The sequence below is a fragment of the Clostridium sp. CM042 genome (assembly GCF_055080995.1).
Map to the genome: position 1 here is coordinate 3,237,583 of NZ_CM143646.1, position 24,795 is coordinate 3,262,377.

The 24,795-nt window shown below is 31.3% G+C and carries 22 protein-coding genes and 1 riboswitch; of the genes, 20 read left to right on the forward strand and 2 right to left on the reverse strand.

Translation table 11 applies throughout. The features are described 5' to 3' along the window. Positions 1 to 24: 24 nt before the first annotated feature. The 8 genes from clpP to ACWJJ7_RS15505 all read left to right on the forward strand — a co-directional run bounded on the left by clpP (position 25) and on the right by ACWJJ7_RS15505 (position 9,092). A complete protein-coding gene (clpP, locus tag ACWJJ7_RS15470; RefSeq protein WP_462962870.1) occupies positions 25 to 609 on the forward strand; it encodes an ATP-dependent Clp endopeptidase proteolytic subunit ClpP in 585 nt (194 codons plus the stop codon). A gap of 34 nt (positions 610 to 643) precedes the next feature. Then, on the forward strand, positions 644 to 1,936 hold the full coding sequence (gene clpX / locus ACWJJ7_RS15475; protein ID WP_462962871.1) for an ATP-dependent Clp protease ATP-binding subunit ClpX: 1,293 nt from the start codon (positions 644 to 646) through the stop codon (positions 1,934 to 1,936). 250 nt (positions 1,937 to 2,186) lie between these two features. Then, a complete protein-coding gene (gene lonB / locus ACWJJ7_RS15480; RefSeq protein WP_462962872.1) occupies positions 2,187 to 3,869 on the forward strand; it encodes an ATP-dependent protease LonB in 1,683 nt (560 codons plus the stop codon). A gap of 240 nt (positions 3,870 to 4,109) precedes the next feature. After that, positions 4,110 to 6,452, forward strand: a complete 2,343-nt coding sequence (gene lon, locus ACWJJ7_RS15485) for an endopeptidase La (RefSeq protein ID WP_462962873.1) — start codon at positions 4,110 to 4,112, stop codon at positions 6,450 to 6,452. Beyond that, positions 6,433 to 7,026: a ribosome biogenesis GTP-binding protein YihA/YsxC gene (gene yihA, locus ACWJJ7_RS15490; protein ID WP_462962874.1), complete on the forward strand. Its 594-nt coding sequence runs from the start codon at positions 6,433 to 6,435 to the stop codon at positions 7,024 to 7,026. Before lon ends, yihA begins: the two co-directional genes overlap by 20 nt. Before the next feature lie 252 nt (positions 7,027 to 7,278). Next, positions 7,279 to 7,731 (forward strand): hypothetical protein, encoded by a 453-nt coding sequence (locus tag ACWJJ7_RS15495; RefSeq protein WP_462962875.1) that lies wholly within the window; start codon positions 7,279 to 7,281, stop codon positions 7,729 to 7,731. A gap of 101 nt (positions 7,732 to 7,832) precedes the next feature. Continuing rightward, positions 7,833 to 8,078, forward strand: coding sequence for a hypothetical protein (locus ACWJJ7_RS15500; protein ID WP_165412004.1), 246 nt, complete (start codon positions 7,833 to 7,835; stop codon positions 8,076 to 8,078). Positions 8,079 to 8,132: 54 nt separating this feature from the next. After that, complete coding sequence (locus ACWJJ7_RS15505) at positions 8,133 to 9,092, forward strand: hypothetical protein (RefSeq protein ID WP_462962876.1); 960 nt, start codon at positions 8,133 to 8,135, stop codon at positions 9,090 to 9,092. A gap of 212 nt (positions 9,093 to 9,304) precedes the next feature. Here ACWJJ7_RS15505 and ACWJJ7_RS15510 read toward each other — a convergent pair whose 3' ends face one another. Further along, positions 9,305 to 10,246 carry a VCBS repeat-containing protein gene (locus tag ACWJJ7_RS15510; protein ID WP_462962877.1) on the reverse strand — a complete coding sequence of 314 codons (942 nt, stop codon included), beginning with the start codon at positions 10,244 to 10,246 and terminating at the stop codon, positions 9,305 to 9,307. Positions 10,247 to 10,350: 104 nt separating this feature from the next. Between ACWJJ7_RS15510 and ACWJJ7_RS15515 the strand changes: the two genes are divergently transcribed. Beyond that, entirely contained in the window at positions 10,351 to 11,589 is a 1,239-nt protein-coding gene (locus ACWJJ7_RS15515) for an ABC transporter substrate-binding protein (RefSeq protein ID WP_462962878.1), read from the forward strand. 55 nt (positions 11,590 to 11,644) lie between these two features. Here ACWJJ7_RS15515 and perR read toward each other — a convergent pair whose 3' ends face one another. Next, positions 11,645 to 12,055 (reverse strand): transcriptional regulator PerR, encoded by a 411-nt coding sequence (gene perR, locus ACWJJ7_RS15520; RefSeq protein WP_462962879.1) that lies wholly within the window; start codon positions 12,053 to 12,055, stop codon positions 11,645 to 11,647. A 174-nt stretch (positions 12,056 to 12,229) separates the two neighbouring features. On the opposite strand from perR, the gene ACWJJ7_RS15525 reads away from it, so the two are divergent. From ACWJJ7_RS15525 to cobA, 11 genes are all read left to right on the forward strand, one after another. After that, positions 12,230 to 13,606, forward strand: a complete 1,377-nt coding sequence (locus ACWJJ7_RS15525) for a PhoH family protein (RefSeq protein ID WP_462962880.1) — start codon at positions 12,230 to 12,232, stop codon at positions 13,604 to 13,606. A gap of 162 nt (positions 13,607 to 13,768) precedes the next feature. Then, entirely contained in the window at positions 13,769 to 14,794 is a 1,026-nt protein-coding gene (locus tag ACWJJ7_RS15530) for a phosphodiester glycosidase family protein (RefSeq protein ID WP_462962881.1), read from the forward strand. Between the two features lie 46 nt (positions 14,795 to 14,840). Further along, the gene (locus tag ACWJJ7_RS15535) at positions 14,841 to 15,887 is read left to right on the forward strand and encodes a hypothetical protein (RefSeq protein WP_462962882.1); all 1,047 of its coding nucleotides are present in this window, start codon (positions 14,841 to 14,843) and stop codon (positions 15,885 to 15,887) included. A gap of 293 nt (positions 15,888 to 16,180) precedes the next feature. Beyond that, on the forward strand, positions 16,181 to 16,798 hold the full coding sequence (locus ACWJJ7_RS15540; protein WP_462965012.1) for a site-2 protease family protein: 618 nt from the start codon (positions 16,181 to 16,183) through the stop codon (positions 16,796 to 16,798). 47 nt (positions 16,799 to 16,845) lie between these two features. Then, complete coding sequence (gene trmB, locus ACWJJ7_RS15545; RefSeq protein ID WP_462962883.1) at positions 16,846 to 17,499, forward strand: tRNA (guanosine(46)-N7)-methyltransferase TrmB; 654 nt, start codon at positions 16,846 to 16,848, stop codon at positions 17,497 to 17,499. Positions 17,500 to 17,721: 222 nt separating this feature from the next. Next, a riboswitch (cobalamin riboswitch) is annotated at positions 17,722 to 17,905 on the forward strand. A gap of 136 nt (positions 17,906 to 18,041) precedes the next feature. Further along, entirely contained in the window at positions 18,042 to 19,535 is a 1,494-nt protein-coding gene (locus tag ACWJJ7_RS15550; protein WP_462965013.1) for a cobyric acid synthase, read from the forward strand. An 80-nt stretch (positions 19,536 to 19,615) separates the two neighbouring features. Beyond that, positions 19,616 to 20,566 (forward strand): adenosylcobinamide-phosphate synthase CbiB, encoded by a 951-nt coding sequence (cbiB, locus tag ACWJJ7_RS15555; RefSeq protein ID WP_462965014.1) that lies wholly within the window; start codon positions 19,616 to 19,618, stop codon positions 20,564 to 20,566. Positions 20,567 to 20,596: 30 nt separating this feature from the next. Then, a complete protein-coding gene (gene hemA, locus ACWJJ7_RS15560) occupies positions 20,597 to 21,781 on the forward strand; it encodes a glutamyl-tRNA reductase (protein WP_462962884.1) in 1,185 nt (394 codons plus the stop codon). Continuing rightward, on the forward strand, positions 21,745 to 22,404 hold the full coding sequence (locus ACWJJ7_RS15565) for an NAD(P)-dependent oxidoreductase (RefSeq protein WP_462962885.1): 660 nt from the start codon (positions 21,745 to 21,747) through the stop codon (positions 22,402 to 22,404). Before hemA ends, ACWJJ7_RS15565 begins: the two co-directional genes overlap by 37 nt. A 27-nt stretch (positions 22,405 to 22,431) precedes the next feature. After that, entirely contained in the window at positions 22,432 to 23,307 is an 876-nt protein-coding gene (hemC, locus tag ACWJJ7_RS15570) for a hydroxymethylbilane synthase (protein ID WP_462962886.1), read from the forward strand. A 29-nt stretch (positions 23,308 to 23,336) separates the two neighbouring features. Next, positions 23,337 to 24,794 (forward strand): uroporphyrinogen-III C-methyltransferase, encoded by a 1,458-nt coding sequence (gene cobA / locus ACWJJ7_RS15575; RefSeq protein ID WP_462962887.1) that lies wholly within the window; start codon positions 23,337 to 23,339, stop codon positions 24,792 to 24,794. Position 24,795 lies beyond the last annotated feature (1 nt).

A 24,795-nucleotide genomic window follows, 5' to 3' on the forward strand; every position in this document is an offset into this window, starting at 1 on the left:
TATTAGAGTAAAGGAGTGAATTACATGAGTTTAGTGCCAATGGTTGTTGAACAAACTAATAGGGGCGAAAGATCCTATGATATTTATTCGAGATTATTAAATGATAGAATAATTTTCCTAGGAGAAGAGGTAAATGATGTCACTGCTAGTTTAGTTGTTGCTCAGTTATTGTATTTGGAGTCGGAAGACCCTGATAAAGACATTTATTTATATATAAATAGTCCAGGTGGATCAATTACAGCGGGGATGGCTATTTATGACACAATGCAATATATAAAACCACAAGTTTCAACTATTTGTATTGGTATGGCAGCATCCATGGGATCTTTCTTATTAAATGCTGGAGAAAAGGGAAAAAGATTTGCATTACCAAATAGCGAAATACTTATACATCAGCCTTTAGGTGGGTTCCAAGGTCAGGCAACTGATATTGATATTCACGCAAAAAGAATTATGAAAACTAAAGATACACTAAATAAAATCTATAGTGAAAGAACTGGACAATCAATTGAAAAAATTCAACATGATGTTGAAAGAGACTACTTCATGAGTGCACAAGAAGCTATGGAGTATGGATTAATAGATGAAGTTATAACTAAAAAGAAATAACATTAAACGAAATAAGGTTAGTAGAGGTGAAAATATGACAAAGTTTGATGAAAAAAAACAACTTAAATGTTCTTTTTGTGGTAAAACCCAAGAACAAGTTAGAAGGTTAATTGCAGGACCAGGAGTGTATATTTGTGATGAGTGTATAGAATTATGTTCTGAAATAATTGTAGATGAATTCCAGGGAGATGTTGAACTAGACCTAGGGTCATTACCAAAACCTGCAGAAATAAAAAAATATATAGATGAGTACGTAGTTGGGCAAAATACAGCTAAAAAATCCTTGGCTGTAGCAGTATATAATCATTACAAAAGAATAAATTCAAATGTTAATGAAGGTGATGTTGAGCTTCAAAAAAGTAATATATTACTACTTGGACCTACAGGATGTGGTAAAACGCTACTCGCTCAAACCTTGGCAAAATATTTAAATGTACCTTTTGCTATAGCGGATGCAACTACACTTACTGAAGCAGGATATGTAGGAGAAGATGTAGAAAACATCTTACTTAAATTAATACAAAATGCTGATTATGATGTAGAAAAAGCAGAAAAGGGTATTATCTATATAGATGAAATAGATAAGGTAGCAAGGAAATCTGAAAATCCTTCTATAACTAGGGATGTATCTGGAGAAGGCGTTCAACAGGCGTTACTTAAGATATTAGAAGGCACTACAGCATCAGTTCCACCACAAGGTGGAAGAAAGCATCCTCATCAAGAGTTTATTCAGATAAATACATCTAATATTTTATTTATCTGTGGAGGAGCATTTGATGGACTTGATAAAATTATAGAAAAAAGAACAAGAACTACATCTGTTGGTTTTGGAGCTGAAATAAGATCAAAAAAAGAAGCGAATGTAGGAGAAATGTTGAAGTTTATAATGCCAGGAGATTTATTGAAATTTGGATTAATACCAGAGTTTGTAGGAAGGCTCCCTATAGTAGTTACTCTTGAAGCTTTAGATGAAGAAGCATTAGTTAAAATTCTTAGTGAACCTAAAAATGCGCTCATTAAACAATATAAGAAATTGTTTGAGATGGATAACGTAGAATTAGAGTTTGAAGAAGAGGCGTTAAAAGCTATAGCCAAAGAAGCTATTAAAAGAAAAACTGGAGCCCGTGGACTTAGATCTATTATAGAGGATACGATGAAGGAAATTATGTTTGATGTTCCATCTAATGAAGAAGTATCCAAAGTAATAGTTAATGAGGACACTATTAATACTAGAAATCCACAATTAGTCTTAGCTGAGGGTGGAAAAAGAGAAAAATTAAAGATTACAAAGAAAATTAAAACTAAAAAAGGCCCAGAAACAGCATAGTAAACTAAGACTAAATCACCACCTACGCAGGTGTAATATTAATGTAGGGAAAAGACGGATTATATATCTGTCTTTTTTCTATTTTGAAGAAATTATAAAATTTATAAATATGGATAATATATGGAATAAGAAGAATATATTATCCATTTCTTGAGCATAATATAAATGATGCAATATTTACTAAAATATGCAAATTTAATATGCGAAAGGAGGATTAGTTTAATAAATTCAATATTAAACTTTAAATAATATGACAATGAAACTTCTCATGGCAATACAACTTTTTTTTACAATAGTTATTGGATTATATTTTTTTAATGCATTAAAAAGCCAGCAAAGTAGTAAGGTGGTTGTTAACAAAGGAAATAAAAAAGAAATGGAAAATTTAAGAAAAATGAAAGGCATAAGCCTTACAGAACCACTTACAGAAAAAAGCAGACCGACAAGATTCGAGGAGGTTATAGGACAAGAAAAAGGAATTAAGGCACTGCAAGCAGCAATATGCGGACCTAATCCTCAACATGTCATAATTTATGGGCCACCTGGAATAGGAAAAACAGCAGCGGCTAGATTAGTACTTGAGGACGCTAAAAAAAGAGAACGATCTCCATTTAATGAATGTTCTAAGTTTGTAGAAATAGATGGAACAACTGTTAGATTTGATGAAAGGGGTATTGCAGATCCACTTATTGGATCAGTTCACGATCCCATTTACCAAGGAGCCGGACCACTCGGAGCATCAGGAGTGCCTCAACCAAAGCCTGGAGCGGTTACAAAAGCACATGGTGGGATCCTATTTATTGATGAAATTGGAGAGTTACATCCTATAGAAATGAATAAACTCCTTAAAGTATTAGAAGATAGAAAAGTATTTTTAGATAGTGCTTATTATAATGGAGAAGATCCTAACATGCCGCTTTATATAAAAGAAGTATTTGATGAAGGGCTTCCAGCTGATTTTAGACTTATAGGTGCAACTACACGTAATCCAGAAGAAATAATGCCTGCAATAAGGTCAAGGTGTATAGAAATATTTTTTAGGGCATTACTTCCAGAAGAATTACAAACAATTGCTGAAAACTCAATAAATAAAATGGGTCTTAAAATATGTGATAAAGCATTAAAGCTTGTTGGTAAATACTCTAGCAATGGACGTGATACTGTTAATTTAATTCAGTTAGCTAGTGGTATGGCTATTAACGATGAAAGAGATGAAGTAAGTGTTGAGGATATTGAATGGGTTATAGAAAATGGTCAGTACTCCCCAAGGTTCGAAAATATGATATCCGATAAACCACAAATTGGATATGTAAACGGGCTTGCGGTTTATGGGTCTAATATAGGAGCGGTAATGGAAATTGAAGCTAGTGCCAAAAAAGTAAAGCTTAGAAAAGGTGTTCTTAAAATCACAGGAATTATTGAAGAAGAAGAAATAAGTAGTAGCAATAAAAAACTGAGAAGAAAAAGTACTGCTAGATCATCAGTAGAAAATGTGGTTACAGTACTCGAAAAATATTTTAATATAGATTGTGACGATTATGATATTCATGTAAACTTTCCAGGCGGCGCCCCCGTAGATGGCCCGTCTGCAGGGGTAAGCATAACAACTGCAATATATAGTGCAATAAAAGGTGTACCAGTTGATAATATGGTTGCAATGACAGGAGAGATATCAATTCATGGTAATGTAAAGCCAATAGGCGGTGTCAATGCTAAAATTGCTGCTGCAAAAAAAGCAGGTGCCACAAGAGTTATTATTCCGAGGGATAATTGGCAGGATAGTTTTAAAAATATTGAAAATATTAAGATTATACCAGTGAGTAATATTAGTGAGGTAATTCGCGAAGCGTTACTTCAGGAGATACCTAAAAATGTTTCAATTGCATTTGAGAAAGATGTGGATGTTATAGCAGCTGAATCATTAAAAGGATAATCATATTTTTTTTTAAAAGGTGATCACTATTTAATTATAGCAGATTACCTTTTTTTATTTTAAATTTTGTAGTATTGAAAAATAATTGTATTATAGGTATACTATAGTAGTCGAAATATAAAAACATAAAAATATAATGAGCAAATATTTATAGTTTGTTATATCTATTCGTTGTAAAGTAGAAATTTGATTTTACATTAATAGAGGGAAATTAATATAATATAGAAAAGAGGGAGAAAAATGGATAAAATTACAAAACTTCTTCCGTTAATTCCGTTAAGAGGTATGAATATATTTCCATATATGGTATTGCACTTTGATGTTGGTAGAGAAAAATCTATACTTGCATTAGAGGATGCTATGCTAAATAATCAAGAGATTTTTCTGGTTTCGCAGAAAGTATCGAAAATTGAAGATCCAGAAGAAAAGGATATATATAGTATTGGTACTATTTGTAATGTAAAACAAATATTAAAGTTACCAGGAGATGTAATTAGGGTACTAGTTGAGGGAATAAAGAGAGGTAAGATTTTTGAGTACAAAGATAAGGAACCTTTTGTACGGGTGGAAGTAGAAATTATTGAAGATGAACTGTATGAAGATAATAAGAAATGTAAGGCATACATTAGAAGTATAGATAAAGCCTTTGAAGAATACATAAATCTATCAGTTAACAATTTCCCAGATGCTTTATTCAGTTTAGAAGAGACGGAAGAGCCAGGAAGATATTGTGATATGGTAAGCTCATATTTAATACTAAAGCCAGAGACAAAACAAGAATTGCTTGAAACAGTAGAAGTTATTAAAAGATTAGAAAAATTGTTATTTATATTAAAAAATGAGGTTGAAGTATTAAAAATAGAAAAGAAGATTGGAACCAAGGTTAAAGGTAGAATTGATAAAATCCAAAAGGAATATTACCTAAGAGAACAAATGAAAGCTATACAAGACGAATTAGGAGAAGACGACGAAAATAAGAGAGAAGTCGTAGAATATGAAAATAAAATAAAAAAGGCAAAACTTCCTAAAGAGGCAAAAGAAAAAGCAATTTATGAACTAAATAGATTGAAAAGTTCAGGGAATTATTCTTCTGAAAGTGGAGTAACAAAAGCCTATTTAGATTGGATATTAGCTCTACCTTTTAATAAAGTGACTAAAGATAACATTGATATTAACAAGGCTAGAGAAGTTTTTAAATCGGAACATTATGGGCTCGAGGATGTTAAGGAAAGAATAATAGAATATTTAGCAGTTAAAAAAATCAGCAAGACACTTAAGGGACCTATACTTTGTTTGGTAGGACCACCAGGAGTTGGAAAAACATCTATAGCAAAGTCTGTTGCTAATGCATTAAATAGAAATTTTGTTAGAATGTCACTAGGTGGAGTAAAAGATGAGGCTGAAATAAGAGGACATAGAAAAACTTACGTGGGAGCAATTCCAGGTAGAATTATATATGCAATGAAACAAGCCGGATATAAAAATCCATTATTCTTATTAGATGAAATTGATAAAATGAGTGGCGATTTTAAGGGTGACCCTGCAGATGCGCTTTTAGAAGTTTTGGATAGTGAACAAAATACAACTTTTAGGGATCATTACCTGGAATTAGACTTTGATTTATCAAAGGTTTTGTTTATAACTACTGCAAATAAATTAGATACTATTCCAAGACCATTATTAGATAGAATGGAAGTTATCGAGGTATCAGGGTATACTTCAGAAGAAAAATTCCATATTGCTAAGAATCACGTTATTCCAAAGATGTTAAAAGAACATAATATGGATGATGATAAAATAACTTTTTCTGATTCTTCAGTTAATTGTATTATCGAAAATTATACTAGGGAATCAGGGGTTAGAAATCTTGAAAGACAAATTGCTTCAGTTATAAGAAAGGCAATAACTGAAATGGTAGAAAAGAGTAAAGAAAATGTTAATGTTACAACTGCACATGTTAAACGATATTTAGGGCCTCTTTTATATACCTATGATAAAGCTTACGAGGAAGATGGAGTAGGGGTTGTAACAGGTCTTGCGTGGACAGAAGTTGGTGGGGTTACCTTGCCTGTAGAGGTAAGTGCTATGGATGGAACTGGCAAGCTTCAACTTACTGGTCAATTAGGAGATGTTATGAAAGAATCTGCTAAAGCTGGATACAGCTATGTTAGAGCTAATGCAGCCAAATATAATATTGATAAAGACTTTTATAAAAATAAAGATATTCATATTCATGTACCAGAGGGAGCGGTGCCTAAAGATGGACCATCGGCCGGGGTAACTATGATAACTGCAATGGTATCTGCCTTAACTAACAGAAAAGTAAGACATAATGTAGCGATGACAGGGGAGATTACACTTACGGGAAGAGTGCTACCTATTGGTGGGCTTAAGGAAAAATCACTAGCTGCCTATAGGGCGGGCATTGATACAATTATAATACCTAAAGACAATGAAAAAGACATACAAAAGATACCGAATAGTATTAAGCATAAACTAAAATTTATAATTGCAAGTAAAGTAGAACATGTGCTTGAAAATGCATTAATTGGAGAGATAAATAATGGAGATAAAACAATCTGAATTCATAATTTCAGCAGTAAAACCTACTCAGTATCCTACAGATAATATGGTAGAGTATGCTTTCGTTGGTAGGTCCAACGTAGGCAAGTCTTCTTTAATAAATACTTTAACAAATAGACGAAAGTTGGTTAAAGTTAGTGGAACACCTGGAAAAACTAGACTTATAAACTTTTTTTTAATAAACAATAGCTTTTATTTTGTTGATTTACCAGGTTACGGATATGCAAAAGTATCAAAGACTGAACAAGCTAAATGGGGTAAGATGATGGAGGACTACCTAATTCGTAGACCACAACTTCAAAAGGTAGCATTACTTGTGGATTGTAGACGTAAGCCAACTAAAGATGATCTTCTAATGTACGGATGGATTAAACATTTTGGTTATGAAGTTGTAATAGTGGCAACAAAAAAAGATAAGTTAAATAGAGCAGAACTTGTAAAAAATAATAAGTTGATAAGGGAAACATTTGCTCTTGAGGCGAATGAGGAGATTATTAATATTTCCTCACTAAAGAAAATAGGTGTAAAAGAGTTACTAGGAAACATGTTTAAAGATGATCACATAGAAGAATAAAAAATAAAAGAGACCTACATTACGGCGTGCAAACTAGTACTTTGTGCATAAAGTAATGAGGTCTATTTTTTTTTGCCTTTAGCATGTGTAAAAAATATACAGCACCGCAGGTAATGATTTAAGCACATGGAAAAAGATGATTTAATTTGAAAATCTGTGTCAATTTATTTCTATAAGAATAGTATATATTAGAACCAAAGAAAAAGATTTTAAAAGGTAAAACAATAAAAACAATTATAAGGAGGTAAGTAAATGGATATGAATAGCTTATTAAGTGGATTGAATTGTGGTAAGGGAAATTCAGGCGGTAACTGTGGCATCGGAGGTGGCAACTGTAACAACAGAGGCGACTGTGATTGTGGACGCGGCTGTGGTGGTTTTGGAGGCGGAAGAAGCTCAATAATTTGGATAATTATTCTATTATGCTTATGCGGAGGATGGGGTCAAGGACAAGAGTGTGGAACTGTCTGCGGATGCGATCCTAAACACTGCAAGGAACTTTGCAGATGTGGCTCAAGTAGTAGAGGTGGATTTGGCGGATTTGGTGGATTTGGTGGCGGATGTGGCGGATTCGGCGGCGGCGGTGCATGTTGCTGGATAATAATCTTAATTCTTATATTCGCATGTGGTGGCAATAATGGTAGACAAGGCAGAGGATGCACAAATAATTTTATAAATCTAGATAACTGTGATGAAGATTGTTAGATAAATAATTATAATTGCACAAATAGATAAATTAAATTATTAATTAACTTGAGTTAAAATAAATAGTGCATTAAAACATGGCCCAGGAAGGGGAGTTTTATATGTCAAAAAGAAGACGTCGTGTAAGAAGATGTTGTGATAGAACATCAGAATGTGGATGTAGAAATGGAAATCAGTTTTCAAGTATATGTACAAATCCATGTTGTGCGTTAATACTCTTAATTATACTTCAAAGAACATGTCTACTTGAAAACAAAAATGCTTTCTTGCTAATATTGATATTCATAGTTTGTTGTTGTTGTAAAGGTAGAAATGTTGAAACACCAGCGAGAGGATGTTGTTGTTAATTCTAAAAATCAGGGAGAGCTTATGCTCTCCCATTTATAAATGAGGTGATAAATATGTCAAAACATCATAAACACGATAGAAATAATATGAATAATGAAAATAATAACAATAATGCAAATAATAACAATGACAGTAATAATAACGGCAACAATAATAACAATAACGGCAACAATAATAATAATAACAATTCTGGCAATAACCCATTAGCACAAATGATTAATGGAAATTCTGCAAATCCTTTGATGGGATTATTAACTAGCTTTCTTGGAGGAAATAATGGTGGGGGCAATAATATGCTTGAAGGGTTAATTTCTGGGTTAGGTGGCCAAGACAATAATATGCTAGGAAATTTAATTGGCAGTTTAGGCGGACAAGACAATAATATATTAGGAAATTTGATGGACAGTTTAGGAGGGCAAGGTAATAACATGCGAGGCAACTCAGCGGATAGTTATTCAGGAAATGTAAATTCAACATCGAATTCAGCAAAAAATAATAATAACAATCAAAATAGTAATAATAGTAATAATAGTAATAATAATCAAAATAATCAAAATAAAAATAATAAAAATAATAATAGTAATAATAGTAATCGTAATAATGGTAATAGTAATAGTAATGAAAAAAATAATGATCTTAATGAGAATAATGATTTAGTAAATTCAAATGAAGATGGGCAAGATAACATGTTATCAAATATATTTTCAGGTATGGGTGGTATAGATTTAAGCGAAATTTCAAATATGCTATCTGGAATAGATTTAAATAATCTAGACTTAAACAATCCAAATCTTGATGATATTATGAATTCCATATCGAATAATGATTCTTTTGAAAGTAACGATGTTGAATTTAAACATACGAGTCCTAAAGAAAGTACACATAGCATTCTACAATTCTTAGAGGATGAGGATAAGGAACAGCTTATTTTTATATTAGCTCATCTAGTAGATGATAAAAAAATTGAAGTGCTCAATAAAATCGTAGAGGAAAATGATACCTCAAGACATTAGAATTTCTACAAATAAATGTGTGTTTTATATAAAAAATTTAAATATATTTTATAATGAATAAAACTCCGTAAAAAGGGTAATATTATAAATGTAATCGGAGTTGAAATCTCCATTAGCATAAAATAATTATTTTATGCGTAACCCCCCATCCCCCTTGGGACCGATAATACGGTCCCTTTTATAATTGTGTATATCTTAATAATATCGCTTTATTACTTAAGAGTTACAGAGCTGATTTTGAAGATAGAAACTTTATTCTCATTAGGCATAAGCTTTACAATTAGTTCTATAGTATAGTTTTTTGTTTCTTTTAAATCATTTGTATTAGTTCCTTTAAAATTTAATGTCCATAGAATTTCACTGGCATTACCGTCTTTGTCCCAATTATAATCTTTGAAAACGGCATCTTGAAAATTAAAATGTATTTTTTGGCTTGATAAATCGCCTAATAGTGAAATATCATTACCATTTAAATAAGGTGCGAAAAGTTCTTTTGACATATTTAATTCTGATAATGGAAAGCTTTCCATCAGATTTACAAAACCTAACATGGTGTTTTTACCCATGTAATTATCGGTATAATTATAGTTAAAAGACTTTAAATTATTTTTAATGAAAATATAACTGACTAAATTCATTTCACCATCTTTAATATTTCCAGATATAACTTTAGGTGTTTTATTATTTTTACTATCTATAAAACCCAAAATATTGTTTGTACTGCAAAATATATCATCAAATTTTTCTCCAGTCCAAAGAAATACATGCTGAATAGCGTTATCGTTTACTGATGCTTGAGTAAATATTTCAGGTATATTGTTCCTAGATATATCCATTAAAGTAAGCCGCATTGGCCACTGCAGATAATAATTTCCCAAAGTGTTACTTTTTTTAGCAGGCTCTAGATAATAACTTTTATCTTCTGAATTTATTTGAATATAATATTTATCCGCATCTGTTTTTATGTAGAGAATATCCTTATTTCCATCCGCTGTTAGATCAGCTTGCATCATTTTGTTTTCATTAACAATATTAAATGTACTTATTGAACTTTTACTGAAAAACAAAAAGAATGTAAGTATTATGGTAAATACAATAATCGCTAAAGTATAATAGATAATTCTCTTCTTAAATAATAGTACCTGTAATTTCATATATTACACCCCCTTTAAATTATATGTAACAATTGTATGTTTAATTAATTTATATTAAATAAATTTAAAAAGATTCATATTTATTAATAAAGTGAGGTTAACTTATGAAAAAATCATTAAAAACATTGAAAAATTTATGTTGTGCTCTTATAGTTTTAATTATGGTAATTAGCCTTTCATCATGCAAAATGGATGAAAAAGAAAAGAAACTAAATATATTTTTAGACACAACTGATGAGTATTCTTCAAAGGTAATTAAGTTTTTAATTGATGACTTTAAAAAGAACAACCCAGATGTTGAAGTAAAACTAAATGTTGCACTAGGTGATAAAAGTGATATCATGGAGACTATTAATTTAGGAACAGAAATTGATGTGATTTTTACTAATAGGAATAAACTTATTGAACTTAGTAAAAATGGAGTTTTGAGTGATATGAAAGGCTCTTATGATGATAATACTATAAATAATAGATACTATGATATTATGAGTTCTTATGGTAGAGTAGGAGATAAATACTATGGAATAGGAGTTGTGCCATATTCTATTGAACTACTATACAATAAAGCGAATCTTGAGAAACTAAAGATAGCTAACCCTAATAATTTAGAACAATGGTTAAATGTGCTAAAGCAAATTAATGAAAAGGGTATGAAAACTCCGGTAGTGTTAACTGGAGATGTAGATGCTAATGGATTTTTATTTTCATTAATAGCTAGCAAAATCATAAATATTCATGACGTTGAGGAAAATTATGATAGTGGCGAGGAATCTTATAAAAAATTGAAAGATGTACAGGGAATATTTAAAGAATTTAATTCTTTAACAAAAAATAATGGAATTACTAAGAATTCTTTTGAATTAGGTAATGAACAGAGTATTACGAGTTTTAATAATGGTGATTCTCCATTATTAGTATGTATTTCTTATTATAATTCTAAACTTAATGGAAGTAACATAGGAATAATAGGAGATTATGAGAATAATTCAAAGTATGGTTCTAATGGGCCTATTATAATTAATTCTTTATTAAGTGTTCCTGTAAATGCAAAAAATGGTGATAATGCCGATGCTTTTATTAAATATATTTATAGTGATGAGGTTCAAGCAAGAATTGCGCAGAAAGGAATTATAAGTGGAAATAAAATTGCAAATAATAAAGTCACAGGTATTGGTAAAATAATGGTTCAACATATATATAAAGCTAATGATAATAGTATACCTATATTATATAATTTACCTGATAAAATCAAAAACAATGTATTTTTGGCTTTGAAAAAGATTTTAGATGATGGTTATAGTTCTAAAGAATGGGAAGAGTTATTAAAAAAAAGTTATAAATAATTTATTAAAGAAAGAAATATGAAATTCAATTCATACTTCTTTCTTTCTTTAATAATTATTTTTTGCAATTTTCACATAAACCATAAAAATATACTTTACTCTCTAAAACTTCATAACTAGTATGATGTTTTACATCTTCGCGTATATTTGCAAAACGTATGCCTTCTATGTCATCAACCCTGCCACAACTTATGCAATGTATGTGAGGATGTGAAGATACATTGCCATCATATCTAAAGTTGCCCTCACCTACATTAAGTTCAATTATTAATTTAACTTCTATAAGAGTTTTTAATGCTTTATAAACCGTAGCCAAACTCATAGTAGGATATGTTGGTTGCAGAGCTTTGTAAATTACTTCTGCGGAAGGATGTTCTTTTGTTGATTGCAAATATTTATAAACAGCAATACGCTGAGGTGTAAGTTTTAATTTCTTCTCTTTAAAAATTGTTGTAATGTTATCCATATACACCATCCTATAATGTTATCAGATCTGTTATAGTTTTTATTATATAATAAAAACTATTGCTTGTCAAAAAAATGTATTAAAATTATAGAAATTATAAATTTTATTATATTTTTAATTCATTTATAGGATAAGTAACATATATTAGTAATAGAGAGAGGGGGCGCTGACATTTTGAAAAAAACCTATGTATTAGATACCAATGTTATTTTGTATTCACCCAGTGCTATATTATCTTTTGGAGATAATGATGTAATAATACCAGAAGTGGTACTCGAGGAATTAGATAGTTTTAAGAAAGATAAAAGTGATTTAGGAGCTAATGCTAGATATGCGGCTAGACTTATTGATAAACTTAGGAAGCAGGGAAAACTAAATGAGGGTATTGATTTAACAAGTGGAGGAAGACTTAGAGTAGAAATGAATCACTATGATACCAAAATTCCTGCTTCTTGGAATAAAGAAAAAGCTGACAATAGAATATTGCAGGTATGTAAAGGGCTTAAAGAGCAAGGTGAGGATGTATGGCTAATAACCAAAGATATTTTTCAACGAATAAAGGCAGATGCCGTAGATATTAATGTAGAAGATTTTTATGAAAAATTTGTACCTGAATATGATAATCAGTATACAGGAAGAATAGAGGTATTTGTATCTCCAGAAAATCTTCAGGAGTTTTTTAGTAAAAAAAATTTGGAAATTGGTGCCTTACTTAAATATGATGAGGAAACAGAAGAATATACCACTCCATTTTTATACACAAATCAATTTTTAATAATTCATTCAATGGAAAATCCTAAACAAACGGCACTCGCTAGATATGATGGTAAAAATGTAGTACCGCTTTATAATAAGGAAAGTAAACCCTCAGGAGTTTCGCCAAGAAATGTAGGTCAGAAATTTATGCTGGAAGCTTTAAGTGCTGATGCAGTAAAAGCACCACTCGTAATTATAAAAGGGCCTGCAGGAACAGCTAAAACATTATTTTCATTAGCGGTGGGACTTCAAAAAATATTACAGGATAGTAATGAACATTACAGAAGAATTTTAATTTGCAGACCCAATGTTACTATGGATGAGGAAATAGGTTTTTTACCTGGTACAGAACAAGAAAAAATATCACCATTCATGAGGCCAATATTTGATAATTTAGAGATACTTGTGGAATCTGATGAAAAAGAACGTTACAAAAATGAGAAGCAACTATTAGATAAAATAAATGACTTGTTTGATAGGAGAATTATAACTACTGAAGCTGTTGCTTATCTTAGAGGAAGGTCCATAGTTAAAAATTGGGTAATTATAGATGAGGCACAAAATTTGTCGCCAAAACAAGTTAAAGCAATAATAACTAGAGTTGGAGAGGGAACTAAGTTGATTCTTATAGGTGACCCAGAACAAATAGACCATCCTTTTCTTGATTCAAGGTCAAATGGTTTGTGTTATGCCTCTGAAAAAATGAAGGGTAGTGACTTGTGTTATCAAGTAACTTTGAAATATGATGAATGTGAGAGGTCGCCCCTAGCATACGAAGGCTCTAAAAAATTATAAAAATTTAATTCTATAGAAGAGAGTATAAAAATTTATACTCTCTTTTGTATTAATTTATCATATGATATTTATATTCACAAAAATTACATTTAAAAGATGTGTTAAAATATATAGTTTTATTGTATAATATGATAGTACATAATAAAGAAAAGGATGGGAAAGATGAAAAAAATAGAAAAATGTGGGAAGAGAAAAAAAAGAAGTCAAAGCACGCTTGTTTTATTTTTTATAATATTTGAATTAACTTTTACAGCTATTACAGGCCCATTTATGATTTATTATGGTCCGTTTAAAAATGTAAAGACTACAGTGGTAGGTTCAGCAATGACCACTCTTTCATTACAGTGGCTAGCAACATCATTTTTATCCGATGAAAAAATAAAAGAAATTATGAAGGACCAAGTAGTGGAAACTATAGCTCAAGATAACTTGGCTGGCGTAAATGTAGAAAATAAAGATGATAATAGTATTGAAAGATATGATATTAAAGGGACAAAATTTAAAGGGCATGTGTTAGTAATCAGTGACGCGACTAGATTAAAAGTAGGGTATAGTAGTAAGCTCAACCAGGAAGGGCAATTAAGGGAAGGGCAATTAACTAGTGATATTGCAAAAAATAATAATGCAATTGCAGCGGTTAATGGTGGCGCGTTTACAGATAAAGCTGGTGACACAAAATGGGCAGGAACGGGAGCAAATCCAACAGGAATTATAATGTCTAATGGTAAAGAAATTTTTAATGATATAAAAAATGAAAATGAAAAAACAGAGGTTGTAGCATTTACTAAATCGGGAAATTTATTAGTTGGAGCTCATTCAATTAAAGAAATGAAAGAGCTTGAAGTGATGGAAGCGGTATCTTTTGGTCCGGCACTTATAGTTAATGGACAGAAAACTATAAATACGGGTGTCGGAGGGCAGGGGATAGCACCTAGAACAGCTATTGGACAAAGAAAAGATGGAGCAATAATATTATTAGTTATCGATGGTAGACAGGTAGGCAGTTTAGGGGCTACTTTAAGAGAGGTACAAGACGAATTGTATAAGTTTGGTGCTTATAATGCTACTAATTTAGATGGAGGTTCTTCTTCAACCTTGTTTTATGATGATGAAGTTATAAACAATCCTAGCGACAGCTATGGAGAAAGATCTATACCTTCAATTATTTATGTGGAGAGTAGGCAATAAAGTGAAATTTGAGCATAGTACATTTTAAATTAAAGGAGAAGAAACTATGAGTTGGAAGAAAAGAATAAGTATATGGATAGTATTTTCGTTATCCATGCAATGTTTAGTTCTATTTTATATAGATCATTATTTTTTAGCTACTGATTCAAAAATGGTTACGGAAAAAATTGATGAAAATAAAAGCGATAAATTAAAAAATATTGATATTACATTGCCGGCAAACGCAGAAAATATATTAGTATCCTATGGTGCTAAATATTTATGCTATTATGAGAATAAAGAATTAAAAATTGCTGATGGTAAGAATGGAAGCGTTAAAAATATAGAGGCTGAAGACGGAAGTGAAATTTCTTTTTATAAATGGCTTCCAGATAGAAATAGAATGTTTTTAGTAGAGAAAAGTGATGATGAGTCTAGTAAATTAGTAGTATATTCTTATGACGTAGAAAAAGGTGAAAAAGTAAAGATAGGAAAATTAGCCTATACTGGTACAAATGATGAAGTAGAAGATATTCAAGTATCAATTTTAACAGGGGTTATTTATATAAAGGTTTTAAATGAAGGTGGTAGCAGTAGTATATATAGAATTGACAGAGACTATAGAAGTGACAGAGACGAAGAGATGACAAAAATTGATACAATACCAAAGAGTGTGAGTAATATGGCATTAGCGCGCCATGAAGATAATTTGGTGTACGAGGGATTAGTCTATAATAAAATGTATTCTACCACCCTTGAGGAACCTATAAATATTAAAGGTGTAGAAAAACTTACTTTAATAGGCACTGATGATGATGACAATGTGTATCTTGGAGAATTAAAAGATAATTTGGTAAGCAAAGTTTATTATGGGAAAACATCAGAAAATACTGAAAATTGGAAAGTAATTGATTTACAAAAACCTTCTAAAAAAAATGATTTATTCGTTACATCTCTTGGTAAGGTCTATCAAAATGATGCAATGAAAGCTGTAATAAAAGATATTAGTTCTGGAACTGAAACTAGCTATAAAGGAGAATTATTGCAATTGTATACTAAGGGAATAGTATCATTGGTTAATAATAAAGAAGTATCTTTTGTTCTTTTTAAGTAGTCGATACTATGATGTTTTATTTAAGACCTTATCTTTTTAAGATAAGGTTTTTTCTATAATCTGAAAATATAAGTTAATTCATAAGGATATGGTTGTGATAATATATTATTTTGCTTTGAGAATATTCAATTCAAAATAACAATAAACTTTGTTATAATAGGTACATTAGACATCTTAAAAAATAACAAGTCAAAGATGCATTAACAAGATGAGTAGCGATTAACATTGCCTACCATGTAGGAATATAAGGAGGAATAAACTTGGATACACAACAAATATTAAATAAGATTTTGATGATACCGGCAATTTTATTAGCATTTACTTTTCATGAGTATGCGCATGCTATCGTAGCAGATAGGTTAGGAGACAAAACTCCACGATTTCAAGGGAGACTTACTCTGAATCCGATCGCACATATAGATCCAATGGGATTTCTTATGATTATATTAGTAGGATTTGGTTGGGCAAAGCCTGTTCAGACAAATCCTAGTGCATTTAAAAATTATTATAAGGATGATTTGAAAGTTTCAGTTGCAGGCCCAATTGCTAATCTGATTCTAGGGTTTGTATTTGCAATTCTGACTGTGTTATTTTCGAAGATTCCACCAATTCATGGTGGATTATATACTATTATTAGCCAAATCTTAATAATTACAGGGTACCTAAATTGTATTTTGTTTTTTCTTAATTTAGTGCCAATACCGGGTTTTGATGGATCTCATATAGTTAGGGATTTATTCCCAAAGTTTTTTTACAATTTACCAGATACAATTTATAGGTATCAATTCTTAATATTTATGGCGTTAATATTGCCTATATTACCTGGTGGACAATCAGTTTTTACTTATATCGTGCAAGCACCAGGGTTATGGTTATTTAAACAGTTTTTAAATATTGCAGGGATGTTTTAAATAAAAAGTAAATTTCATAAAAATTATAAATGTAAGGAGAAAAACATATGCGCTTAAGAAAAAAATATTGGGCTAGGCCAGAGCTTGAAACTAGTCATATTGTAATAACTGACCAATATGATCACAAAGGAAAATGGAATGAAGAATTTAAAAATAACAATGAAATTCATCTAGAACTAGGTTGCGGTAAAGGTAGATTTATATCAGAAAAGTCCAGGAGAGATCTTGATATCAATTTTGTAGGCATTGATTTAAAAGATGAGGTTCTGGTATTTGCCCTTAGAAAAGTTATAGAAGTAAGAGAAATTGAAGGGGCACAAGACATAAATGTACGTCTTATGCCAATGAACATAATGCTTATTGATGATGTGTTTGCAAAAGATGAGATAAGCAGAATTTATATAAATTTTTGTAATCCTTGGCCAAAAGACAGACATAATAAAAGAAGATTAACTCATACTAAGTTCTTGACGAGTTATAAGAAATTCTTAAAACGGGGATCTGAAGTTTGGTTCAAAACAGATGATACAGAGTTATTCGAAGAATCGGTAGAATATTTCAAAGAATGTGGGTTTGAGATATTATTTTCAACTTATGATTTGCATAAAAGTGATTTTAAAGATAATGTGGTTACAGAATATGAGGCTAAATTCACAGAAATAGGAAAAAAAGCTATGTTTCTACAAGCAAAATTAATTTAGCGAATTAATGCATCTCCTTCGGAACTGTTGCAGCTCCGAAGGAGATGACTTATAACCATATGAGACTTAAGCATTTTAAATTCTTATTTATTGACAGGATTAACATAATGCTATAAACTTAATTACATAGAAATGTATTAAATTGAAAATTTTAAAAATGAAACTTATGAATTATATTAGTAAAAAAATGAATAGATTTGTTTAGGTGCCTTTTATTAATCAGCCAATAAAGTGGATGCAGTTACTTTAGTAGATGATTAGTAAGGTGAAAAGGGAATGTGGTGTAATTCCACAGCAGCCCCCGCTACTGTAATTGAGAGAAAATCTTTTATAACTACAAGAAAGGGAAAGTTATAAGAGAAAGTGTATCAAGAGCCAGGAGACCTGCCTAAATTAGTAATATTAAGCTTTCGGCGGGAAAGAACTGTAGAATTCAAGTTAGTGCAATGAAAAATTTGTACATAACAGCAGGTGCGCAAGCTTGCTGTTTTTTTGTTGTGTACCAAAGAAAGAATATAAGCAGGAAGAAAGGAGAAAGAGTAATGGCTAAAGTAATGGTTCAAGGAACCGCTTCATCAGTAGGAAAAAGCATATTAGTAACAGCACTTTGTAGAATTTTTGTGCAAGATGGGTTTTCAGTATGTCCTTTTAAGTCACAGAATATGTCATTGAATTCTTATATTACATTGGATGGAAAAGAAATGGGACGTGCGCAGGTGCTTCAAGCCTATGCGGCAGGATTGGAGCCAGAGGTATATATGAATCCGATTTTATTAAAACCTACCTCCGATAAAAAGTGCCAAATTATCGTTAATGGAAAGGTTTTTGGGAATAGTACAGCTATGGAATATCATAATATGAAATTGGAATTCAAAGACATGTTAAAAAAGCAGTTTGAAGAATTAGAGAAGAAGTTTGATATTATAGTAATGGAAGGAGCAGGTAGCCCTGCAGAAATTAATTTAAGAGATAGAGATATAGTGAACATGGGAATGGCGGAACTTATAGATGCCCCTGTGATACTCGCAGGAGATATAGATAAGGGTGGAGTATTTGCGTCACTAGCAGGGACTTTGCTTTTGCTTAATGAGGTCGAGAAAAAAAGAGTTAAAGCCACTATTATTAATAAGTTTAGAGGAGATTTAGAAATCTTAAAGCCAGGACTTACAATGCTTGAGGACATTATACATATTCCATGTGCAGGGGTAGTTCCTTATTTTAGATTGGAACTCGAAGATGAAGATGGCGCAGTAGAATTTAATAAAAAAATTACTGCACCTATTGATATTGCTGTAATAAAGCTTCCACATATATCAAATTTCACGGATTTAGATGCCTTAAAGGCTGAAGAAGATGTATCAGTTAGATTTGTTACAACTAAAGGAGAATTGGGCACTCCAGACTTGCTTATCATACCGGGAACTAAAAATACTATTGATGATTTAATTTCTTTAAGAAATTCGGGACTTGCAGAAGCGATTCAGCAATATAGTGTAGAAGGTAACGTATTAGGTATTTGTGGAGGATATCAAATGCTAGGAAATAGCTTAAGTGACCCTAATTGCTTAGAGGGAAATTCAAAAGAAACAGATGGTATGAAGCTTTTAGACATAGACACAATATTTGAAGATGAGAAAATAACTACAAGAGTAAAGGCTCGTAGCATTAACATTAGGGATACTAGTCTAGAAACTTATGGTTACGAAATACATATGGGAATTTGTAAATATGGTCATAATGCAAAACCACTTTTTGAAATCTATGATAAGAATGGTTCTGATACGTCATCCTTCGATGGAGCGATAAATGCAGGTGGAAATGTTATGGGTACATATATTCATGGAGTTTTAGATGGAGTAGAGTTTAGAGAACATATGATTAATACTTTAAGGGTAAAAAAAGCTATGGAACCTAAAAAATCTAAGGTTTATGAAAATCTAAGAGAAAAAGAATTAGACAAGCTAGCAGATATAGTTAGAGATAATGTAGACATGGATTCAATCTATAAAATCATAGGAATAAAAAGAGAAAGTTAGGGACAGTTAACAACTATTTAAAAAATTATAACAGTATAAGATAGTGAGGAATTAAAATGGCAATACTATTTCAGATGAACATAATAGATTTAATTTTAGCGGTAATGTTAGACTTATTAATTGGAGATCCATATTGGTTTAAACATCCGGTGATTTATATAGGAAAACTTATTTCTAAATTAGATAAGTTAGGCAGAACGATATGTAAAACTAATGGTCAAATTAAAGTTTTTGGCGGAATTATTGTAGTTATAGTAGCACTTTCTAGTTTTTTAGTGCCTTTTATAATTTTGAGAATTTCTAATAAGTTTTTTTGGTTGTACCATATTCTCAATATAATATTGCTTTGGACAACAATAGCTGCTAGATGCCTTCATAAAGAAGGTAAAAAGGTTTATGATTCTTTAGTTAATAATGATATTTATGACGCAAGAGTTAAATTGTCATACCTTGTAGGGAGAGATACAAAGACCCTTACTGAATATGAAATAGTAAGAGCGGATGTGGAGACAATTGCAGAGAATACAGCAGATGGTGTTATAGCCCCTATTCTTTATGCAATATTAGGGGGAGCACCTTTAGCTATGATGTATAAGGGCATAAATACAATGGATTCAATGCTTGGATATATGAATGAAAAATATAAATATATTGGGTTCTTTCCAGCTAAAACAGACGATGTATTTAATTTTATACCAGCAAGAATAACAGGATTTTTAATCTGTTTGGCAGCACCACTGGTTCGAGGAAATATTGCTTGCAGTATAAAAGTGATGATAAGAGATAGAAAAAATCATAAAAGTCCTAATTGTGCTTATCCAGAAGGAGCAGCAGCAGGAGCTATGGGAGTTAGACTAGGTGGTACGAATGAATATTTTGGAGAAAAAATGTATAAACCAACAATAGGAAACAAAATAAACGATTTGGGAAAAGAACATATAATAGATACAATAAAATTAATGTATGGGGCAATGTTTTATTTAATAATAATATGCATGTTATATGAAATATGCGTATATATGAAATATTAGTAATAGTGATGTATTTTTGGAGATGATATAATGATACAACTTATAGGGCTAAAGCATGATGTGAAAATAGAAATTAGAGAAAAACTTTCAATTATACCAAAACGCCAAGGAAAGTGCTTAGAGGAACTTTTAAATATTTGTGAAGAGGCAGTTATTTTAAGTACCTGTAACAGGACAGAGATATATTTTAAATCTAAGGATGAAGATATTGTTGATAAGATTTTTAAGGCGTTAAATTGGGATAAGAATTTAATAAAGTGTGTAGAAAGTTATAAGGAAGAAAAAGCAATACAACATTTAATGGATGTGGTCTGTGGTTTTGATTCGCTATTACTTGGAGAGGACCAAATTTTAGGGCAAGTTAGGGATGCTTATGAAGCTGCAAAAGGTTCAAAATCAACTAAAAAGGAACTTCAAAGACTTTTTGAAAATGCTATTGCTTGTGGCAAGAAGTTTAGAAATAAATCTAAAATAAGTGAGATACCGGTTTCTTCATCTTCTATGGTAGTTAAAGAAGCAATAGATAGGGGACACAAAAATTTTATGGTTTTAGGCTATGGAGCGGTAGGAGAATTAACTTCAAAATATATACTAGAGGGAAAAATAAATTTACTATATATTGCAGTTAGGGATATTAATAAGGTTAATATAGAAGATCCAAGAGTAAAAATGATACCGTTTAACGACATACATAAATATTATGAAAAGGTGGATTGTGTTATATCTTGTACCACGGCTCCTCATACTGTGGTTCACTTAAAGGAGTTACCGAGCAAACACTTATTATTATTCGATTTAGCTGTACCAAGGGACATTGAAGAAGTAGTAAGTGAAAATCCATTATATGAGGTATATGACATAGATATGTTAGGCGACATCCATGATGCCAATTATAAAAGACGTGAAGCCTCTATGAGGGATAATAGATACATTGTGGATAAAGCTATAAAAGAGTATATAGAGTGGAAAACCATGGAAGAGTTATCGCCTTTTATAAAAAAGTTAAAACACAATGGTGAAGGTGTTTACAAAGAAAGACTAGAGACTTTTAAGCACAAGAAAGAGACTAAGGATAATGAAAAATTAGCAGAGATACTTTTGAAGAGTACTTCAAATGCCTATGTAAACAAAGCTATAGAGGTGTTAAAGGAGGAACATTTGAAGGGGAGGTCTAAGGAATGCGTGGACATAATAAGCAGGATTTTCCAGGTTTAAATTATACCATGATTTCACTGCTATCAAATAAGATTAATATACTTATCGTTGGTGGGGGAGAGGCAGCTCTTATTAAATGTAAAACTTTCTCAAAGGAAGGTTGTAATATTACAGTGGTGTCAAAAGAATTTTGTCTAGGATTTTACGCATTGCAAAATATTTATAACGTAAAATTAATAAAGGGTGAATATGATGAAAGCTATGTGGATCAGAATCATATTGTAATTATTGCTACAGATAATAAAGCGACAAATGACGGTATAAAAGAATACTGCGATAGAAAAAGTAAACTATATGTACACTGCGGGGATTATAAACAAGGGTTATTTGTAACACCAGTTCAAAGAAATACACCTAATATGAAATTTGCATTACATACTAAAAACAGTAGCCCTAAAACAGCACTTTTCATGTCGAAAGTCATAGAAGATAAACTTTGTGAGTATGAAGGTTTTATAGATTATACATGTAGCATGAGAAATATGGTAAAGAAGAGTGAAGTAAAAAAGGAAATTATGAATTTTGTATGTAGTGAAGATTTCCACTTTTTTTATACTAAGGGAGTGCAAAATACTATTTTACAAATGTTTTATGAAGCTGAATTTGGGATAGTTGAGAATTGAAAGTTAAAGTTAAAGGAGGAATAAATTTTGAAAATTAATATAGGAACTAGGAGAAGTGAACTTGCACAAGTACAAGCAAATACAGTTATAGCTATGATTAAAGAAAAGTTTAATATTGACTCTGAAAAGGTACTTATTGAGACTAAGGGAGATAGAATTTTAAATGTAACTTTAGATAAAATAGGAGGTAAGGGTCTTTTTGTAAAGGAAATAGAGGTTGCAATGCTGGAGCAAAAAGTTGATATGGCAGTACATAGTATGAAGGATGTACCCTACGACATACCAGAGGAGTTTGAAATAGTGGCTATTCCAGTTAGAGAAGATGTTAGAGATGCATTTGTTGCATTTAACAACGTTAGCTTTTATGACTTACCTAAGGGTGCAAGAATAGGTACTAGTAGTATTAGACGTGGCACTCAAATTAAGACACTAAGACCGGATGTAGAAATTGTACCTATAAGAGGTAATGTACAGACTAGAATAGCAAAAATAGAAAAGGAAAACCTAGATGGCATAATACTTGCAGCTGCAGGACTAAAAAGGCTAGGTATGGAAAATATAATTACCAACTATTTTGAACCAACGGAAGTTGTACCAGCAATAGCCCAAGGTGCATTAGGTATTGAAATGGTTAAAAGCCATCCACAAGTATCTATGATTAGAAAATTAGATTGCTACGATGCTAGAATTTGCGTAGACGCAGAAAGAAGCTTTATGGCGACCCTTAATGGAGATTGTCATGGTTGTATAGGAGCATATGCTTATTTTGAAGGAGAAACTATGCACATGCTTGGTGTGTTTGACGTTGATGGGAAAATAGTAAAAAAACAACTTTCGGGAGATAAAAATGAATATATAAAGCTAGGTGCTGATCTAGCTAAAAAAATATTAGAAGATAATTAATCATATAAAAAAGTAGAAAGGGGATACTAATGGGAAAGGTTTATTTAATGGGAGTCGGTCCAGGAGATGAGGAACTAATAACCCTAAAAGCAATAAGAATGCTAGAAAAATGTACTGCAGTTATGTATGATAGGTTAGCAAGTACTAGTATACTTAAATATTTAAAAGCGGATTGTGAAATATACTATTGTGGAAAAGAGCCAGGCTGTCATTATAAAACTCAGGAAGAGATAAATGAAATGCTAGTAACACTGGCTAAAAAAGGACATGTAGTTGGAAGAATTAAGGGCGGAGATCCATTTGTATTTGGACGTGGCGGCGAGGAAGCTTTAGCACTTCTTGAAGAGAACATTGAATTTGAAGTTATACCAGGAATAACTTCACCAATAGCAGTGCTTAATTATGCTGGGATACCTATCACTCATAGAGGGATAGCTCAAAGTTTCCATATATTCACTGCAATGACCGCAGAAAAGCTTAATATTGATTGGAATGCGGTAGCAAGACTTGGCGGAACTTTGGTTTTTATGATGGGTTTTAAAAATCTAGAAAAGATTGCAGGAAATCTTATATCCAATGGAAAAAGTAAAGATACCCTCTGCGCGGTAATAATGAGAGGAACTACATCAAAACAGAAGAAGGTAGTGGGAACGCTAGAAGATATTTTATGTAAGGTGCAAAAATCAGAAATATCATCTCCTTGCATTATCGTAGTGGGGAAAGTAATTAAATTTAATGATGAATTCAATTGGTACGAGAAGAAACCTTTATTCGGGAAGAACATCTGTATAACTCGTTCAAAAGAGCAATCAAAGGAATTAAGAGAAAAATTAATAGATTTAGGTGCAGAAGTACTTGAGATAAATTCCATTGAATTTAAAAACACTTCATATAATTTAGATGATTATAAAACAAAGCTTGCGGGTTATGATTTTTTAACTTTAACCAGTGTAAATGGAGTGAATATTTTTTTTGATTACTTAAAGGATATTGAATTTGATATTAGGAAACTCAAAGCTAAAATTGCAGCCATAGGGCCAGCCACTGCAAGCGCTCTTAAAAATAGAGGGATTATTCCAGAAATAGTTGCAGATCATTTTGTTGCTGAAAGTTTGTTTGAGAAAATGAAGACATACGTAAAAGCGGAAGATAAAATATTAGTTCCTCGATCTAAAGATGCAAGACCTTATTTGGTAGAAGAATTAAGAAGTACTGGCTGTAGCGTGGATGAAGTTTTCACATATGAAACGGTTTGTGGTAAATTAAGATATGAAAATGAAATAAAAGATGTAGATTTGATAGTATTTACTTCACCGTCGACTGTTAAAAATATGATTACAATGGTAGGTATTGAAATTATGAAATCGAAAACGGCACTGGCTATAGGACCTATAACTGCAAAGGAACTTTCAGATAATGGTATAGAATCTATTATATGTGATGAATATAGTGCAGAAGGGGTTATAAGCAAGCTTGTAAAAATGTAAT